The organism is Synechococcus sp. O70.1 (genome assembly GCF_047462215.1).
GTDB lineage: Bacteria > Cyanobacteriota > Cyanobacteriia > Thermostichales > Thermostichaceae > Thermostichus.
This window is the reverse complement of sequence record NZ_JANSIT010000004.1, coordinates 43291-59210: the sequence shown is the minus strand read 5'-3', so window position 1 is coordinate 59210 and position 15920 is coordinate 43291. Positions and strand designations below refer to the sequence as shown.

Genomic DNA, 15920 nt, shown 5'->3' with positions numbered 1-15920 from the left:
CATCTCTTAAGTGCTACGCACCGCTGAAGCGAACAAGTACGAGGCCCTGTCTCCGCAGGTTGAGGAGACGGGGGATGGGGTAGGGGTGGGCTCGGGCGGGAACCAGCTGGCCACCTGCGCCAGTGGGGAAATGTTTGATAACCCCAAGCCCTACCGCAAAGCCCAGAAGCGCTTGGTGAGGCTGCATCGGCGGCTGAGTCGCAAGCAAAAGGGATCCGCCAACCGCAAGAAGGCAGTGGTGCAGCTTGCTAGGGCCCACAAACGGGTGGCGGACATACGACTAGACAACTTGCACAAGCTGGCCAGCTACTTGGCCAAGAAGTACCGGGTGGTGGTGATTGAGGACTTGCAGGTAAAAAACCTCCTCAAGAATCACCGCCTGGCCGGATCTTTAGCCGATTGTGGCTTCTATGAGTTAAGGACTCCGTCCCGCTATCGCGAACGGCGACAGCTAGAGTACAAGGCCCAACTCTACGGCTGTCAGTTGGTGGTGGTGACCATCCAGCCAACTGTGTTCACGGTGTGGGCACCGACAGAAGATGCCACTTTGCCAGCGGGTGTTTCGGTGTGAAAGGTGCGGCCTGGAGATCGACAGGGATCTGAATGCTGCTCGAAAGCTACATGCTGCGGCACCTAAGCCGCTGCAAAGATCAAGCCAGGAGAGCTGAATAGGATAGAGATCCGCAGGAGCTAGTTAGCCAGCAGGTGCGCTATTTCCAGCGGCTTTATGTTTGGCGCCTGCCGAGGCAGAGTTGACCTGGCTGCAAGCCCCAGCGCGCTTGACCGATGAAGAAATTCTCACGCTGGTTCGAGAGGTGTTTTTGCCCTTGGGGATCGATGGTTTTCGCCTCACCAACGGCGAACCTCTGCTCAGGCTGGGCTCAGATGTGGCCCTCACACCAACAGCTTCAACCTCAGTCAAAAAGCCCAACTTCTCTATGGGGCGGGGCTACGTTGCATCAATGATCACAGATTGGGATCGCTGGCAGCAGATCTGGGCCAGAATCCAAGTTGCCCACCAAGTGGGGTTCGATGTTTCAGATTAGCGACTAGCCAGGATAGGGGATCCGCAGGAGCTGGTTAACGGGGGGGTTGACCACTTGCACCTCCTTCCCGTCCGGCCACTGGATCTGGATTTCCTTGACTACCGTCTCGGATCCTAGGCCAAAGTGGGCCACCGGCTCCATTTGGCAGAGGTAGCCGCTGCCGGCATCGATGGGCCGAATCTGCAGGCGGCCAGGAGTTACTAGCCGCACCAGAGCGCCGCGGGCTGGGGATCCCTGGCGAGTTAGGGGCAAGACCCTCAGCCAGTTATTGGCATTAGCCAGGGGCCGGTAAAAGCTTAGAGGCTGGGCGCCCGATTCCCCGTGGGCAATGAGCAGCTCCAGGCGCCCATCCCCATCCACATCCGCCACCGCTGCGCCTGTCCCCAGTCCCTGGGGCTCAGCCGCCTCCCCAATATCGATAGCCTGCCAGGAGCCGGAGCGCCAGCCAAACAGGCGGTTGGGCTCACCGATGTTGTTAAAAAACAGCTCCGGGTAGCCGTCGTTGTCGAAGTCGGCAGCGATGACCGTGCGGATGCGGGAGGGCCTGGCCAGCTCGGGGGGAGCCACGTTTTTGAAAATGCCACTGGGGGTTTGGATCCAGAGGCGATGCGGCCCTTCCCAATTGCCGTACACCAAGTCCAGCCGCCCGTCGCCATCCAGATCCACTGCTGCCACGCCGCGCCCGTGCTCGTTGGGATCCGCCAGCCCCACCTCGGCGGCGATTTCCTCAAAGGTGCCATCCCCGCGGTTGCGGAACAAAAAATTGGGCCCCTGCTCGTTGACGGCGAAAATATCCATCCGCTGGGAGACCAGAGGCACGGCCACCAGCCCTCGCCCACCTGTAATCCGGTTCACCCCCGCCTCGGGCGCTACATCAGCGATCATCTGGTTGGAGCCCAGCTCGTAAAGACGCATGGGGCCGCCGTAGTTGGCGACGAAGAACCCGTACTGTCCCCGGCCCAGGCGATCCACACAGGCCACCGAGCGTCCGGCAGTGAGGTTGAGGGCATCTTGGTTGTGGGGCAGCGAGAACAGATCCACCCAGCGGGAGCCCTGCCAGTCGAAGAGGCGATCCCCAAAGCGCTTGCGCCCGCCGAAAGTATCGGTATTCAAAACGTAGAGTTCTTCTTGGCCGTCACCGTCAAAGTCGCCAGCAGCTACCCCAATGGCCATGCGCCCCGCATCGGCCAGGGTGTCGTCCACCAGATCCACCAGCGCCTGCCCGTTCCACTTCAAAACCCGGTTCGGGCCGCGGAAGCCACACACAAATAGCTCAAAAGCCCCGTCCCGATCCAAGTCGCAAACGGCAACCCCATAGAAAAGGGCAGGCGGGTTGAACTGGATGAGGGAGCTGCAATCGCAAAACATGGGGATCCCGTCCGACGGCTGGGGGAGGAACTCGTGGGACTCTAGGCTCTGATGGTATGCTAGATCTTCGCTGTTCTTCCCTTTCAACCATGCCACGTACCAAATCCGCTATCAAGCGCCTCAAGATTGCCGAGCGAAACCGACTGCGCAACAAGGCTACCAAGGCCATGGTGCGCGCGCTCATGAAAAAGGTGATCTCCCTCTCTTCTGCCTACGCGGCCAACCCTCAGTCGGAAACCCTGCAAGAGATCCAGGCGGCAATGAGCGCTGCCTTTAGCCGCATCGACAAAGCGGCCCAAAAAGGCGTTCTGCACAAAAACACCGCCGCTCGTCGTAAGGCTCGTCTGTCCCGGATTGTGCAACGCTCGATAGCTGCTGCTCCTAGCCCCTCCTAGGTCAGCATCTGGGAGGCCTTGCCAGCCGGGATGGCTTCTGTTGGCAGGGATCCAGGGTGCACACCAGCCAGCGCCGCAGAGGGTGCCAGGCAGGCAAAGACAGGATCCAGCGGGACTGTTGCTCGAGCATCTGGCGCTCGAAGGGGTAAAGCCCAAACAGCTCGTAGCGGCTTTGGGCAACTAGGATCCCTACGGTGAAACTGACGCAAAGCAACAGGCCAAAGGTGGGCCAGCTAGGGCGGTAAAAGAGGGCATAGCGCAGGCCCGTCCAGGTGAAGTGTTGCCAGAGGCGGAGGAGATCTGCCCGCAGCGCCCAAAGACTAGGGATCCCGACCAACAGCCACAGCAGGCCCAAAAAGACGAAACTGCCGCCGTGGTAGAGCCGCAGCAAGCGTCTAGCCGCCGGCGAGAGGGATTCCAGGCCGGGAGGGACGCGAACGGCTTTCTTCTCCTCAACGAAGCTAGGATCAGGGGGCAGTGGCATAGGGATCCCTCCTGTAGGCGCAGAAGGCACCTGTTGAAAGCAAGCCTTTGTCATCATAGGGCTAAAGGTTCTTTGACGACCCTTGGGGCAACCGACCTTCCGGTAGGCAAGCTTCCCAAGGCTATAATGGCTCTGGATTCTGCCTTGCTAGCTCAATGGATAGAGCACCGACCTTCTAAGTCGATGGTTGCAGGTTCGAGTCCTGCGCAAGGCGCTAGGCAAAGTTCTCCACAAGCTGGAGCTGGCCTCTAGCCGTATTTGAAGAACGAGGGCTGGAGCAACGGTGCCTCCCAGGGGCAGTGGCCTCTGCCTAGGGCACCCCTATGCACTCCCTGTAGCTTGCCAAGAGGAAGAACCCCTACCCTCCAAGGCTGGGAAGAGCGTTAAGCCGCCTCCAGGGAAGAACCTGGCTCTGGTCTCCCCAATCCAACGCTGCCCAGAGCGAGTGCAGGAGCCTAGAGGGCCCGCAGCACCTCCCGCGCTGCCTCCAGGGTTCTTTCCACATCAGCCTCCGTGTGGGCCAGGGAAGTAAAGCCCGCCTCAAACTGCGAGGGCGCCAGATACACCCCCCGCTCCAGCATGCCGCGGTGAAAACGGGCAAACTTTTGCAAGTCTGACTGCCTGGCTTCCTCGTAGTTGCGCACTGGGCCGGCAGTGAAAAAGAAGCCGAACATGCCCGGCAGATAACCTCCGCACATTTCGTGCCCAGTCTCCCGGGCAATCTCCAGCAGCCCTGTCAGCAGCTTCTCAGTAATGCGCTCCAGATACTCATAGGTGCCTGGGCGGCGCAAAATCTCAAGCGTCTTGATGCCGGCAGTCATGGCTAGAGGGTTGCCGGACAGCGTACCCGCCTGGTACATTGGCCCCGCGGGCGCTACCATCTCCATGATTTCCCGCCGACCGCCATAGGCGCCTACCGGCAGGCCACCGCCAATGACCTTACCCAGAGTGGTCAGGTCAGGGATGACGCCAAACTTGCCCTGGGCGCCACCGTAGCTGATGCGAAAGCCGGTCATCACCTCGTCAAACACCAGCAGAGCGCCATACTTTCGGGTGAGCTCGCGCAAGCCTTCCAAAAAGCCTGGCTGCGGTGGAATAAAGCCAGCGTTGCCCACCACCGGCTCGAGGATCACGCCGGCAATCGAATCAGGATACTGCTCAAACAGCGCCTTGACCGCCTCTAGGTCGTTGTAGGGAGCCGTCAGCGTAGCGCTAGTAGCCGCCTTGGGCACTCCTGGCGAGTCCGGTAGGCCCAGAGTAGCCACTCCCGAGCCAGCCTTGACCAAGAACATGTCCGCATGGCCGTGGTAGCAGCCCTCGAACTTGATCACCTTTTCCCGGCCCGTGTAGGCCCGCATCAGGCGCAGCGCTGCCATACAGGCTTCGGTGCCGGAGTTCACAAAGCGCACCATCTCCACGCTGGGCACCGCTTCGATCACCCGCTCCGCCAGCTCGTTTTCCAGAACAGAAGGGGCGCCAAAGCTGGTGCCTTTCTCCAGAGCCTGCCGCAATGCCTCGATGACTTCAGGGTGAGCGTGGCCCACAATGGCTGGCCCCCAACTGCCGATGTAGTCAATGTACTGGTTGCCGTCCACATCCCAGGCGTAGGCCCCTGAGACTCGGTCAAACACGACGGGATCCCCGCCCACGGACTTGAAGGCGCGCACCGGTGAGCTAACCCCGCCGGGCATCAACTGCTGGGCGCGGGCGAAGATCTCTCTGGAGCGGGCGGTATTAAAAGTGGGACGAAGAGTGCTGGTCATAGTAGGGCGGCTACTCGAGGTACTTCCTAGGCTAACAGGAAGGGGAGCTGGCTAATTGTTGGGACTTCCAGGCGGATCCACCCAGCGACCATCGGCTTTGATGAGCTCGATCAAAGCCTGGACAGCCTCCGATTCCGGTACTCTTTTCACTTCTTCTTTGCCGCGGTAGAGGGAAATTACTCCTGGCGTCCTGCCCACATAGCCGTAGTCGGCGTCGGCCATTTCCCCAGGCCCGTTGACAATGCAGCCCATGACGGCAATGTCGAGGCCCACCAGATGCTGGGTTGCCGCCCGCACCTTCTGCAGCACTTCCTCCAGGTTGAAGAGGGTACGCCCACAGGAAGGACAGGCCACGTATTCCACCATGGTCTTGCGCAGGTTGAGAGCCTGCAAAATACCGTAGGCCACCGGGATCTCCTTTTCCGGCGCTTCCGTGAGAGAGACGCGGATGGTGTCGCCAATCCCTTCAGCCAAGAGCGTCCCGATCCCTACCGCTGACTTGATGCGGCCGTACTCTCCGTCTCCAGCCTCGGTTACACCCAGATGGAAGGGATAGTTTAGCCCTAGGGCGTCGAAGCGGCGAGCTGCCAAGCGGTAGGCGGCCAACATCACCTGGGGACGGGAAGCCTTGAACGAGAGAACTACATTGTGGAAGTCTTGCTCAGCGCAGATCTCGGCATACTCCAGAGCCGACTCCACCATCCCCTCAGGCGTGTCACCGTAGAGAAAGAGCATCCGCTCCGCGAGGGATCCGTGGTTGACGCCAATGCGTAGGGCTTTGTTCTGGGCTTTGAGGGCCTGTACAAGGGGGACAAAAGCCTCGCGGATCTCGCTGCGGATGGCCTCTAGTTCAGCTTTTGTGTACTCCGTGCGCCCCGGCTGCGGCTTCTCTACAACGAACAAGCCAGGATTGATGCGCACTTTGTCGACGTACTTGGCCACTTCCAGGGCCACCTTGAGACCGTTGTGGTGGACGTCAGCCACCAGCGGCACTGGCTTGTAGGTTTGAATCAGCCTCTCCCGAATGACCTCCATGGCCTTGGCGTGGGCCAGGCTGGGAACGGCAACCCGCACGATTTCCGAGCCCGCTTCGTGCAGCCGGCGAATTGCAGCCACCGCCGCGTCAATATTGAGCACGTCTTCGTTGATCATCGACTGCACCACCACTGGGTGCTGGCTGCCGATCAACACCTCGCCAACTGCCACCGTGCGGGTGGGGCGACGGGAGTAGACCGGTTCTGGGTAGGGCTGCTGGGGGTTGGGCCGCTCCAGAGTTGGCATAGCTTGCTCAAAAGGGCTGCTCTAGCTTGATTGTAGGCGGAAACGTCCCCCTAGCGGCTACCCTTAGAAAGGCTTTCCAGGCAGCCCACCGCCTGCCCTACCCAGCTCAACTCCAGCAGACGGGGAAAAAAGACAGTGACTTAGCTGTCTGCCTCTGTGGGGGAATCCGTCGGGTAGTCTGGAAGGGGTCGGTTGCGAATAAAGTCTCTGGGCGTTACGTTTTCCACAAACTTGCGGAAGGCCTCCCGCTCCGCTTCATCGGCATCCTGATTCATGGGGATCGAGGCTTCGGCAATGACCTCCTCTACCGTCCAGATGGGGGCGTGGGCTCGCAGAGCCAGGGCAATACCATCGCTGGGACGGCAGTCGATCTCCTGCTTTTTGTCACCGCTAACAGTAACCAGCACCGCATAAAAAGTGTTGTCCAGCAAGGCGTGGATAATGACCCGCTCCAGCTTGATTCCCCAGGCCTTCCAGGAGTTGAGGATAAGATCGTGGGTCATGGGACGGAGCGGCTTCTGATCATCCAACGCTTGCAAAATGGCATTGGCTTCTGCTTTTCCTACCCAGATAGGCAGAGCACGACGCCCATGGGTATCGCGCAGGATGACAATGGGGCTCTGGTTAACGGCATCAACCGCAATCCCAGCCACCTCCATCTCAATCATGGTCAACTGCCTCCAGCCTTTGGATCTCGATCGTATCTACGGGCAGAAAACTTTGGCAACACGGCATGAGCTTAATCGGGAAATCAAGGGCGGTAGCTCTCCTTGGCGGCACCCGTGAAAGCCGCTGCATAGCCCTGGCCCTTAGCCAAGAAGGGATCCCCTGGATAGCCACGGTTACCACGGAAAGGGGCAGCCGGCTCTACCAGGGTTTGCCGGGTCAGGTGATGGTCACTTGCTTCTCGGCTGTATCTTTGGAACAATTCCTGCGAGAGTACCGGATTGGCGTGCTGGTGGATGCCTCTCATCCCTTTGCCCAGCAGATCTCGCAACTGGCCATTCAGGTAACAGCCCAAGTTGGGATCCCCTACCTGCGCTACGAACGCCCTTCGGAAAATCTAGAGCCCTGGGTGCAGGTAGTGCCGGACTGGCAGGCAGTCCTAGCCGAGAGCGTGCTGGCGGGACGGCGGGTGCTCTTGACGGTGGGAGTGAAGCCGTTGCCCTTGTTTGTCCCCTGGCAGAATCGCTGCCAGTTGTACGCGCGGGTGCTGCCGGAGTCAGTTTCCCAGGCAGTGCAGGCTGGGATTGCTGCTGAGCGGGTGATTGGCAGGCGTTTGCCCCTTAGCTTTGAAGAGGAACTGCAGCTTTGGCGGAAGCTAGAGCCCCAAGTGGTTATCAGTAAGAACTCTGGAGAAGCCGGCGGTCTTCTCATTAAGCAGGCCGTGGCCAAAACCCTGGAGATCCCCCTCTTGGTGATCCAGCGGCCTTCCTTAAGCTACCCCTGGTGTAGCCAGGATTTGGCTGAGGTGGTGCGGGAGTGCAAGCGTCGGCTGGAGAGGACTTAGAACGGCTCCTCTACCGGTAGCTCAGGCTCGCGATCTTGACGGGATCCCAGCAGCTCCAGCCGCTCTACGGCAATAACGGGCCGCTGGCGCTCCTCACCTGTGGATCTATCTTTCCAGCGCTCAAACTTAAGACTGCCCGTCACCCCGACGAGACTGCCTTTACGCACATATTCTCCGGCCACTTCAGCGGTGCGCCCCCACAGCTCCAGGTTAAACCAATCGGGCTTGTCTTCACCTTTGCGGAAGCGGTTTACCGCCAGGCTAAAGGTACACACCACCTTGCCCGACTCGAAGTAGCGCACTTCCGGATCCATACCCGCCCGGCCCACTAGGGTCACCAGGTTTAGGCTCATGGGCTTTTCTCCAGACCACTGACCGCCTTTGGCTCTAGTTGTAGCGCCTGCCAGGGCATCTTGTTGCAGGAGAGGCGTTGATGGTGTTGCAAAGATTTACAATGTCAGAAGCCCCAGAGCAACTGCCAGCCTCTATCCCGTAGGCAGATGCTCACCGGCCAGCAGGGAGGGTTTACTCCGGCAAGAGGACGCGTTCAGCACCGTTGGCTATGGAATTTATCTACACATACGCCTGGTTGATCCCTGTCTATCCCTTGGTGGCAGCTTTTCTACTTGGCTTGGGCATTTTGGTGTTCAACGCCTGGACAAGGGCCAACCGGGATCTGGCTGCCTTTTTGAGTGTGTTCGCGACCGGGACGGCGATGGTTCATGCCTTTGCCCTTTTGGTCAGCCAGGTGCAAGGGCACGAAACCGTCCTCAAGACCATTAGCTGGGCTCAGGCGGGCTCCTTCTCGGTGGACATGGGCTTTGTCGTGGATCACCTGAGCGCCATGATGCTGGTGGTGGTGACCACGGTGGCCTTCTTGGTGCAGATCTACTCCCATGGCTACATGGCCCACGATCCCGGCTATGTGCGTTTCTACGCCTACCTGAGCCTATTTGCTTCCTCGATGCTGGGTCTGGTTCTTAGCCCCAACCTGGTGCAGATCTACATTTTCTGGGAGCTGGTGGGGATGTGCTCCTACCTGCTGATTGGGTTTTGGTACGACCGGCAGACGGCAGCGGAGGCAGCCCAGAAGGCATTTGTCGTCAACCGGGTGGGGGACTTTGGACTGCTGCTAGGCATTTTGGGCTTTTACTGGGTCTCCGGCACTTTTGGGTTTGAGGAGCTGGCCCACAATCTAGAACAGAGGGTGGCCAGTGGGGCGGTAAGCAGCAGCCTAGTGGCCCTCTTTGCCGTGTTGGTGTTCTTGGGGCCGGTGGCCAAGTCGGCTCAGTTTCCGCTACACGTGTGGCTGCCGGATGCCATGGAAGGTCCCACGCCCATTTCCGCCCTCATCCACGCGGCCACAATGGTGGCGGCTGGGGTATTCCTCTTGGCCCGCATGTTCCCGGTGCTGGAAGGGATCCCGCTGGCCATGGACATCATCGCCTGGACAGGGGCGGGCACGGCCTTTTTGGGGGCCAGCATTGCCATCACCCAAAACGACATCAAAAAAGGCTTGGCCTACTCCACCATTTCCCAGCTGGGCTACATGGTCATGGCCATGGGATCCGGTGCCTACGGGGCTAGCTTGTTTCACCTAATGACCCACGCCTACTTCAAGGCGCTGCTCTTTCTGTGCTCTGGCTCGGTCATCCACGGCATGGAGGCAGTGGTGGGCCACGACCCGGTTTTGGCCCAGGACATGCGTTTGATGGGGGGCCTGCGCAAATACATGCCGGTTACGGCCATTACGTTCTTAATTGGCACGCTGGCCATCTGTGGGATCCCGCCCTTTGCCGGCTTTTGGTCTAAGGATGAGATCTTGGCTTCAGTTTTTGAGCACAACCCGGCCCTCTGGGGGGTGGGCTTCCTCACGGCAGGGATCACTGCCTTCTACATGTTCCGCATCTACTTCCTCACCTTTGAAGGGGAGTTCCGCGGCACCAACCTGAGACTGCGGCAGGAGGTAGCCGTCAGCCAAGGTCGACCGGTGCCAGCTTTTGCCTATGCGTTTGCCGGGAAGGAGGCAGCCTTTGGGCCTGGAGCCATGAACATCCACGAAAAGCCCCAGCCGAGCAGCCACCCTGAAGCTGTGGAAGACGGACACGATCACGCCACCAAGCCGCATGAGTCTCCTCTGTCGATGACGATTCCGCTGGTGGCGCTGGCTGTTCCCTCGGTGCTGATTGGCTTGGTGGGTACTCCCTTTGCCAACTTCTTCGAGGCGTTCATCCATCCGCCCAGCGAGTCGGCAACAGAGGTCAGCTCCCCCTGGGCCCAGGTGGCAGCCGAGTGGCAGGGGGTGCTCGGCGGTCACTTCAACTGGACGGAGTTTGCCATCATGGCGGGCAGCTCGGTGGGCATTGGGCTAATCGGCATCGCCCTGGCCGGTCTCATCTACTGGCAGAAGCGCCTTGATCCCAGCACTTTCCCCCGCAGCCTGCAGCCGCTGTACTACTTCTCCCTCAACAAGTGGTACCTCGACGACCTCTACGAGCGCATCTTTGTGCGGGGCACCCGCTTTGTGGCACGGGAGGCGCTGGAAGTGGACAGCCGCATTGTGGACGGGGTGGTCAACCTGACGGGACTGGTGGCGATGGTCGGCGGCGAGGTGATGAAATACCTGGAGAATGGTAAGGCCCAGTTCTATGCCCTGATCATCTTCGCGGCGGTGGTGGTGATGGGGGTACTTGCTGGGGTTGGAATTTAGGCTGGGGCAGCGCTGCCCACACTAAAAGGATCCCCTGGCCGGGGATCCTAGCTGGGGAAGAGATCACAGCCTCCAGCAAAGAAGGGATCCCTTCCTGCCAAGTGGGTTGGACTTACTTATTGGGCTGAGGGGTGACCCGCAAGTAGGGTTTGAGCTCCTTGTAGCCCTTCGGGAACTTTTCTTTCAGCACCTCTGGATCTTGCAGGGAAGGCGGGATGATGACGTCGTCGCCATCTTTCCAGTCAGCAGGCGTAACGACGTTGTACTTATCCGACAACTGCAGAGCATCAATGACCCGCAAGATCTCATCGAAATTGCGGCCTGTGCTGGCTGGGTAGGTGATGATCAAGCGTATCTTCTTGTTGGGATCGATGATAAATACCGACCGGACGGTTAGGGGCAGCCCCTCTTGGTTGAGGTTGGTCTGATCCAGCATGCCGTAGAGCTGGGAGACCTTGCGGTCGGCATCCGCCAAAATGGGATAGGTCACCTGGGCATTCTGGGTTTCCTCAATGTCTTTCACCCAGCCAACGTGGGAGTCCACGTCGTCCACACTGAGGCCCAGCACTTTCACGCCCCGCTTCTCAAATTCAGGCATTAGCTTGGCAACCCTGCCCAGTTCGGTGGTGCAGACCGGCGTGTAGTCGGCAGGGTGCGAGAACAACACTACCCAGCTATCCCCAGCCCAGGAATAGAAGTCGATGTCGCCATGGGTGGACTTTTGCGTAAAGTTAGGGGCAGTGTCCCCAAGTCGGAGAGACATACGCTCTATCCTCCCTAAGATGCAGTGCGGTAAGACAGGGATCCGAAACCCTTCAATCCCGTTTCTTTTGATCTTGCCACACAAACCCCACTTTTCCGAGCGGATTTAGGTAATTTTAAGATCATCGTCACCTTGCCGGCAGCAGGAAGGGCTCTTGGCTGCTAGGTTGCGTTGCAAACAGAACGCGCGGATCTTGACGTCCCCTTAAGTTCTTTTAAGTTCTTCGCGGGCTGCAACGAGAAGGGGTAGCACTCTAAACAAGTAAAGCAGTGGCATTCCAGGAGTATGCCGGATAACCTAGTTCCCCCCAGCAGGAGAACTAATGGAAAACGCGGAGACAGTCACAATCTATAGCTTGGCCACTCTGTGGGCCCAAATGTAGACAAGCTGAGGGCGCAGGCGGCTGGGGGTGGGCCGCTAGGCCTGCAACTAGCCGACAAGGTGAAGGGATCCCTGCGCTTTGCCAGCTCCCAGGCCTGGGCGAAAACGGAAAAGCTCTTGGCTTCCGAAATACCACGGCAGGGACTGGATCCGGACTTAATCGATCCCTGGAAAATTGCGGAGGACTCTCAAAGTCTCTTTGAGCAGGCAGCCCAGAGCTGCGAGGAGGGCATCCCTCCCTCCCGCTTTTCGGTGAAGATCGCGCCCCTCTACGGTCAACTGCGGGCTCGTTACAGCGAGCGGGATCCGCGAGTGCTCGGCTTCTTGAGCATGCAGTTCCACTACACCGGACAAATGCTGCTGCAGGCCCTGTTGCCTGAGGAGCGCAGCCTCTTCTACCCCTACTTGAAGGTGATGGACGACCACCTGTACATGCCGCTGCAGAAGATGTACCAGGCTGCTGCCGACCAGGCGGGGGACAGTCCTTCTGTTTCTCCGGTGGCCATTCAGGAACTGTTACCCATTGTCACCAGCGTAGCTGAGTTCATCTGTGCCGAGGTGGCAGAACGTTTCAGCGGCTACTGCTGCGAGAGTGGCTCCCTGACGGATCTTGGAGTGCGGGCTTCCAGCATCCGTGATGTGGAGATGTTTCAGGTTTACCTGGGCCTCTGTGCTCTAGAAGGCAGCCTCGCCTCTGTGCAGCAGGAGCTGTTTCCCCTTTGCGTAATGCTTTATCCCCCTCTGAAGGTGGGCTGGGAGCTGGTGCGGCAGATGTTGGAGCTGCTGGACAAGTCTCTGCAATCTCGTCTGACCCCGGCTAGCTATGCCGTCTTGTTGCCTTACCTGAAAGCTGTGCAGGGCATGTTCTCGCTGGAGGTTTTCCCTGAAAACGACCCCATCTGGAGCTATCACCCCGACGTGGTGCGCTTTCTGAAGCCGGCGCGGCAGCTCTTGCAAGAACTTCTGAATCAAAAGGCCGGCTGAGTATTCCCTACTTCCCCGAGAAGCGGCTAGGCTCCACCAGCTCGGCCACAAATTGGTGCAAAAGGGGCAGGTAGCGATCTCCGGCCACCTGTAGCAGGTTGTTGTGATCTGCTCCCTTAATGGCCACTAAGCGCTTGGGATCCCGTGCCGCTTGGTAAAGAGCTTCGGCATGCCAGAAGGGGATCAGGCGATCCTGGGTGCCGTGCAAAATCAGCAGCGGACAGTTGATGTGGGCAATGCGGCTGAGGTTGTCGAAGCGATCAAAGGGCAGCAGCGGGAGGCGGGTCAAGACGCGAAAGGCGCTTACAAAGGTCGATTCCAGGATCAGGCCCCCCACCGGCTTTTGGGTTGCTAAGTAAACCGAGGGTCCGCCTCCCACCGAGCGCCCGTAGACCAAAATTCGCTCCGGCAGGATCCCTCGGGCAATGAGATAGGTGTAGGCCGCCTCAATGTCCCTGTAGGCGCCGGCCTCGGAAGGGATCCCTTCGCTGGTGCCGTAGCCCCGGTAGTCGTAGGCTAGGACGGCAAATCCTCCCTGCTGCAGGCCCACTAGGCGAGGCAAGATATCTCCCAAGTCCTCGGCGTTGCCGTGGCTGTAGAGAAGGGTATAGGTGGCTTGGGGATTGGGCAGGTACACCGCCGAAATCTGCAGGCCATCAGAGGTGGTGAGCTTGAGAATGGCATCCCCATCCTGGTAGCTGGCGGGGCGGGGCAGAAAGATCAGCCGCTCCGATTGAAACCAGCCCAGCCAGAGCAGGTAGCCGTACACCCCTAGGCCAACAAGCAGCAGGGATCGCCCCAGCCGCAGCCACGGGAAGAACCCGAAACTCAAAGGCTTGCCCATCGCTCGACTTGGCCTCCCGACCATTTCCCTCATCCCCAGACTCTACGGGAGAGGGGGGACGGGTGGCGTGCCGGCAGCGGCGATGTCGGGCACTTCAGGATTCGGCTGGCAGGGCAGAACATTTCCAGAGGCAAACCCCAATCCAGTTGACCAGGGTGTGGGCGACGATGGTTACCAACAAGTTTCCCGACAGCCACACTCCCATCCCCAGCAGAATGCCCACGGCGCTGGCCCAGAGGGCATAGGGCCAACCCTGCCACTCTAGCCAATGCAAAACCCCAAACAAGAAGCCGCTCAAGAGGATTCCACCCGTCCACCCCAAGGGGCTGGCCGCCAGGGCTGCCATCAGCACGCCGCGAAATAGCCATTCCTCGCTCCAGCCCGGCAGCACCCCCACCCAGAAGATATCCCGCCACTGCAAGGGATCCGCCACGAGGTGCAAGTAGCTAGAGGCTGCCCGGCGATAGGCTGGCCAAAGCCAGTAAGCCCCGCCGCTAAGCAGCGCCACCCCCAGACCCAGGGCTGCCCCCCAGGCCAAAGCCAGGGGATCCCAGCGAAAGGGTACCGATAGGGATCCCAGCCAGATCCAGAGGCCAGCGATGAGCGCCAGGAGCAGGCTGGTCAGGCTCATCCCTATCAAGATCTGTTGGCGCGTGCAGGGCTGAATCTCGGCACTCATGGGAAGGGTCGCTCGGGCACCCTATTCCCAGCGTAGAGCGAATCCCGACGAGAACGGCTATGCTTTCTCCAGCCCTCGAGGGCGGAGCTTGGGATTCCCCCTTTTTTCAAGACAAGTGCTGCCTTAGCAACTGGGCGTGCTGGGCCGATCGCTCTACCCAAACGGCCACCTGGTCAGGGCTGAGAGCCGGCCCGTCGGCATAGCAGGCTAGCCAAGCCTGGTGCAGCGCCTCGGGATCTTCCGGGATCTCCTCTAGATCCCAGCCGGGCATGCCCAATTCCTCAAGCAGCGTTTTCACTTTGGGATCGTAGCTGAGGCCAAAGCAGGCACAGCCCTCGGCTGCCGCCATCACCAAGCCGTGGTAGCGCATAACAATGGCCAATCTCACCCCCCGAAAGACCCCCTTTAAAAGATAGGGATCCCGGATTTCCACCACCTGGCTGTGGTGGGGCAGGCGATGGTAAAGCTGCTGGGCCAAGTGGTAGTCTGGCCCTAGGTCAAGGGAGCCGGGAGGAGCTAGCTGAAAGGGCACGAAAAGAAGATAGGCCCCCGTGGCAGCCTGGAGACGTCTCAAGGCTTCCGCTAAAGTTTCCAGTCCCGCTGGAGTGAGCTGGGGATGCTGCCGCAGGACCACAGCAATGCGGGGCTGAGGCCATCTTTCCCACTCCGACAGAGTTTTGGCGGGCAGGCCCCAAACCGGATCCGGGGCTACTTGGTGGGGGATCCCCCACTCCTGGAGGTAGCGGGAGGCCACTCCATCACGCACGCTGATGGCTGTACAACCTGCTAGAGAGTGGCGGGCCAGCTTGCGGAGCCAGAGCCGCTCTAAGGGGCCGATCCCCTGCGCCCAAGCCAAGGTTTTCAGCCCCCGCCGCTGGGCCCAGAGCATCAGTCCCAGGTAGTAGAGGGGGCTGCGCCAACTGGTGCGATCCTGCAGCAGGCTACCCCCGCCCCAGATGAAAGCCTGAGCCTGGGCCAAACAGCGCTGCAAAGCCCAGGCATCAAAGCGTGGACAGGCCAGCACCCCATAGGTGGCAGCGGTTGCTGCAGGGGAGGGAGAAAGCACCACCGGCTGTACAGGGTTGGGCAACTGCCGGAGCTGCTGCAGCAGAGCCAACAACAAGGCCTCGTCGCCGGCATTGCCGTAGCCGTAGTAGCCACAGATCAAAACCTGTGGCCGTTTCATCGCGCCTTTGCCCCAGACGGAATCCTCAGGGTTTGCTGGAGAGCTCTGGGGATCCCAGCGCCAGCAGGCAAGGGACTCGGGAAGCCCCTCTACCCGCTAGACGTGTCGTACTAGGGGAATTGCACTTCTTGGGAGAATCAGCCGTAGTAGCCTTGGTTGATGCGGTTTTCCAGCTGGCTAGCCCCTTCGCGGTACTCTCCAAACACAAAGTTCTCCGCATTGGCCCTAATCAGCGCCTTTTGCTGCTCTGTCAGCTCCGGGATCTTCAGCATGTCCTCTAGGCTCTTATAGGGAGCGTTTTTCACCAGGATGCGAGCCAGAGTGGGGTAGAAACCAGGCAACTGGCGGTAGTTGCGCAGGATGGTGTTGTTGACGTCAATGGGAGTGTCAAGGTGTCTTACCGGCGGCAGCTCCGCCGCCACAGCAGGGCTCCCCAAGGAGGCCAAGCCCAGGCAAAGCAGCAAGAGGAAGGGCAACCAAGTCGACAGCAGCCGGCGCATAGCACCACCTCTCCAGACAGGGTTGA

General features: G+C 59.8%; 18 protein-coding genes and 1 tRNA gene. 8 read left to right on the top strand and 11 right to left on the bottom strand.

Going from position 1 to position 15920, the window contains the following annotated elements; all coding sequences use genetic code 11:
- Positions 1 to 10: 10 nt before the first annotated feature.
- From NW833_RS03395 to NW833_RS03385, 3 genes are all read left to right on the top strand, one after another.
- Entirely contained in the window at positions 11 to 571 is a 561-nt protein-coding gene (locus NW833_RS03395) for an RNA-guided endonuclease InsQ/TnpB family protein (protein WP_414411549.1), read from the top strand.
- Positions 540 to 668 (top strand): zinc ribbon domain-containing protein, encoded by a 129-nt coding sequence (locus NW833_RS03390; RefSeq protein ID WP_414411548.1) that lies wholly within the window; start codon positions 540 to 542, stop codon positions 666 to 668. Before NW833_RS03395 ends, NW833_RS03390 begins: the two co-directional genes overlap by 32 nt.
- Before the next feature lie 84 nt (positions 669 to 752).
- Entirely contained in the window at positions 753 to 1046 is a 294-nt protein-coding gene (locus NW833_RS03385; RefSeq protein WP_414411547.1) for a hypothetical protein, read from the top strand.
- A 3-nt stretch (positions 1047 to 1049) separates the two neighbouring features.
- Here the strand turns inward: NW833_RS03385 and NW833_RS03380 are convergent, their stop codons facing one another.
- A complete protein-coding gene (locus NW833_RS03380) occupies positions 1050 to 2414 on the bottom strand; it encodes a CRTAC1 family protein (RefSeq protein ID WP_414395298.1) in 1365 nt (454 codons plus the stop codon).
- Positions 2415 to 2503: 89 nt separating this feature from the next.
- On the opposite strand from NW833_RS03380, the gene rpsT reads away from it, so the two are divergent.
- Positions 2504 to 2809, top strand: coding sequence for a 30S ribosomal protein S20 (rpsT, locus tag NW833_RS03375; RefSeq protein WP_414411546.1), 306 nt, complete (start codon positions 2504 to 2506; stop codon positions 2807 to 2809).
- A 1-nt stretch (position 2810) separates the two neighbouring features.
- Here rpsT and NW833_RS03370 read toward each other — a convergent pair whose 3' ends face one another.
- A complete protein-coding gene (locus NW833_RS03370) occupies positions 2811 to 3293 on the bottom strand; it encodes a hypothetical protein (RefSeq protein WP_414411545.1) in 483 nt (160 codons plus the stop codon).
- A 141-nt stretch (positions 3294 to 3434) separates the two neighbouring features.
- Between NW833_RS03370 and NW833_RS03365 the strand changes: the two genes are divergently transcribed.
- Positions 3435 to 3507: transfer RNA gene (locus NW833_RS03365), tRNA-Arg, on the top strand.
- A 241-nt stretch (positions 3508 to 3748) separates the two neighbouring features.
- Here NW833_RS03365 and hemL read toward each other — a convergent pair.
- From hemL to NW833_RS03350, 3 genes are all read right to left on the bottom strand, one after another.
- Positions 3749 to 5056 carry a glutamate-1-semialdehyde 2,1-aminomutase gene (gene hemL / locus NW833_RS03360; RefSeq protein WP_414395291.1) on the bottom strand — a complete coding sequence of 436 codons (1308 nt, stop codon included), beginning with the start codon at positions 5054 to 5056 and terminating at the stop codon, positions 3749 to 3751.
- Between the two features lie 51 nt (positions 5057 to 5107).
- The gene (gene ispG, locus NW833_RS03355) at positions 5108 to 6337 is read right to left on the bottom strand and encodes a (E)-4-hydroxy-3-methylbut-2-enyl-diphosphate synthase (RefSeq protein ID WP_414411544.1); all 1230 of its coding nucleotides are present in this window, start codon (positions 6335 to 6337) and stop codon (positions 5108 to 5110) included.
- Positions 6338 to 6477: 140 nt separating this feature from the next.
- On the bottom strand, positions 6478 to 7005 hold the full coding sequence (locus NW833_RS03350; RefSeq protein WP_414395286.1) for a bifunctional nuclease family protein: 528 nt from the start codon (positions 7003 to 7005) through the stop codon (positions 6478 to 6480).
- A 65-nt stretch (positions 7006 to 7070) separates the two neighbouring features.
- On the opposite strand from NW833_RS03350, the gene NW833_RS03345 reads away from it, so the two are divergent.
- A complete protein-coding gene (locus NW833_RS03345) occupies positions 7071 to 7847 on the top strand; it encodes a cobalt-precorrin-6A reductase (protein ID WP_414411543.1) in 777 nt (258 codons plus the stop codon).
- On the opposite strand, the gene NW833_RS03340 is transcribed toward NW833_RS03345, so the two are convergent.
- Positions 7844 to 8200 (bottom strand): single-stranded DNA-binding protein, encoded by a 357-nt coding sequence (locus NW833_RS03340; RefSeq protein ID WP_414395280.1) that lies wholly within the window; start codon positions 8198 to 8200, stop codon positions 7844 to 7846. The genes NW833_RS03345 and NW833_RS03340 overlap by 4 nt on opposite strands.
- A gap of 209 nt (positions 8201 to 8409) precedes the next feature.
- On the opposite strand from NW833_RS03340, the gene NW833_RS03335 reads away from it, so the two are divergent.
- Positions 8410 to 10557: an NAD(P)H-quinone oxidoreductase subunit 5 gene (locus NW833_RS03335; protein ID WP_414411542.1), complete on the top strand. Its 2148-nt coding sequence runs from the start codon at positions 8410 to 8412 to the stop codon at positions 10555 to 10557.
- A gap of 112 nt (positions 10558 to 10669) precedes the next feature.
- Here the strand turns inward: NW833_RS03335 and NW833_RS03330 are convergent, their stop codons facing one another.
- Positions 10670 to 11320, bottom strand: a complete 651-nt coding sequence (locus NW833_RS03330) for a peroxiredoxin (RefSeq protein ID WP_414395276.1) — start codon at positions 11318 to 11320, stop codon at positions 10670 to 10672.
- A gap of 366 nt (positions 11321 to 11686) precedes the next feature.
- Here NW833_RS03330 and NW833_RS03325 point away from each other — a divergent pair, with 366 nt between their 5' ends.
- The gene (locus NW833_RS03325) at positions 11687 to 12685 is read left to right on the top strand and encodes a hypothetical protein (RefSeq protein ID WP_414411541.1); all 999 of its coding nucleotides are present in this window, start codon (positions 11687 to 11689) and stop codon (positions 12683 to 12685) included.
- 7 nt (positions 12686 to 12692) lie between these two features.
- On the opposite strand, the gene NW833_RS03320 is transcribed toward NW833_RS03325, so the two are convergent.
- The 4 genes from NW833_RS03320 to psbU form a co-directional block, all read right to left on the bottom strand.
- A complete protein-coding gene (locus tag NW833_RS03320) occupies positions 12693 to 13529 on the bottom strand; it encodes an alpha/beta hydrolase (RefSeq protein ID WP_414411540.1) in 837 nt (278 codons plus the stop codon).
- 94 nt (positions 13530 to 13623) lie between these two features.
- The gene (locus NW833_RS03315; protein ID WP_414411539.1) at positions 13624 to 14208 is read right to left on the bottom strand and encodes a type II CAAX prenyl endopeptidase Rce1 family protein; all 585 of its coding nucleotides are present in this window, start codon (positions 14206 to 14208) and stop codon (positions 13624 to 13626) included.
- A 106-nt stretch (positions 14209 to 14314) separates the two neighbouring features.
- Positions 14315 to 15394 carry a polysaccharide pyruvyl transferase CsaB gene (gene csaB / locus NW833_RS03310; protein ID WP_414411538.1) on the bottom strand — a complete coding sequence of 360 codons (1080 nt, stop codon included), beginning with the start codon at positions 15392 to 15394 and terminating at the stop codon, positions 14315 to 14317.
- 137 nt (positions 15395 to 15531) lie between these two features.
- Positions 15532 to 15894, bottom strand: a complete 363-nt coding sequence (gene psbU / locus NW833_RS03305) for a photosystem II complex extrinsic protein PsbU (RefSeq protein WP_414411537.1) — start codon at positions 15892 to 15894, stop codon at positions 15532 to 15534.
- Between the last annotated feature and the right edge of the window lie 26 nt (positions 15895 to 15920).

Coding starts and splice junctions, on each gene's coding strand:
- NW833_RS03335 (WP_414411542.1), top strand. CDS start 8,410: ATGGAATTTATCTACACATACGCCTGGTTGATCCCTGTCTATCCCTTG.
- NW833_RS03390 (WP_414411548.1), top strand. CDS start 540: ATGCCACTTTGCCAGCGGGTGTTTCGGTGTGAAAGGTGCGGCCTGGAG.
- NW833_RS03345 (WP_414411543.1), top strand. CDS start 7,071: ATGAGCTTAATCGGGAAATCAAGGGCGGTAGCTCTCCTTGGCGGCACC.
- hemL (WP_414395291.1), bottom strand. CDS start 5,056: ATGACCAGCACTCTTCGTCCCACTTTTAATACCGCCCGCTCCAGAGAG.
- csaB (WP_414411538.1), bottom strand. CDS start 15,394: ATGAAACGGCCACAGGTTTTGATCTGTGGCTACTACGGCTACGGCAAT.
- psbU (WP_414411537.1), bottom strand. CDS start 15,894: ATGCGCCGGCTGCTGTCGACTTGGTTGCCCTTCCTCTTGCTGCTTTGC.
- NW833_RS03370 (WP_414411545.1), bottom strand. CDS start 3,293: ATGCCACTGCCCCCTGATCCTAGCTTCGTTGAGGAGAAGAAAGCCGTT.
- NW833_RS03340 (WP_414395280.1), bottom strand. CDS start 8,200: ATGAGCCTAAACCTGGTGACCCTAGTGGGCCGGGCGGGTATGGATCCG.
- NW833_RS03350 (WP_414395286.1), bottom strand. CDS start 7,005: ATGATTGAGATGGAGGTGGCTGGGATTGCGGTTGATGCCGTTAACCAG.
- NW833_RS03315 (WP_414411539.1), bottom strand. CDS start 14,208: ATGAGTGCCGAGATTCAGCCCTGCACGCGCCAACAGATCTTGATAGGG.
- ispG (WP_414411544.1), bottom strand. CDS start 6,337: ATGCCAACTCTGGAGCGGCCCAACCCCCAGCAGCCCTACCCAGAACCG.
- NW833_RS03330 (WP_414395276.1), bottom strand. CDS start 11,320: ATGTCTCTCCGACTTGGGGACACTGCCCCTAACTTTACGCAAAAGTCC.
- NW833_RS03380 (WP_414395298.1), bottom strand. CDS start 2,414: ATGTTTTGCGATTGCAGCTCCCTCATCCAGTTCAACCCGCCTGCCCTT.
- NW833_RS03320 (WP_414411540.1), bottom strand. CDS start 13,529: ATGGGCAAGCCTTTGAGTTTCGGGTTCTTCCCGTGGCTGCGGCTGGGG.
- rpsT (WP_414411546.1), top strand. CDS start 2,504: ATGCCACGTACCAAATCCGCTATCAAGCGCCTCAAGATTGCCGAGCGA.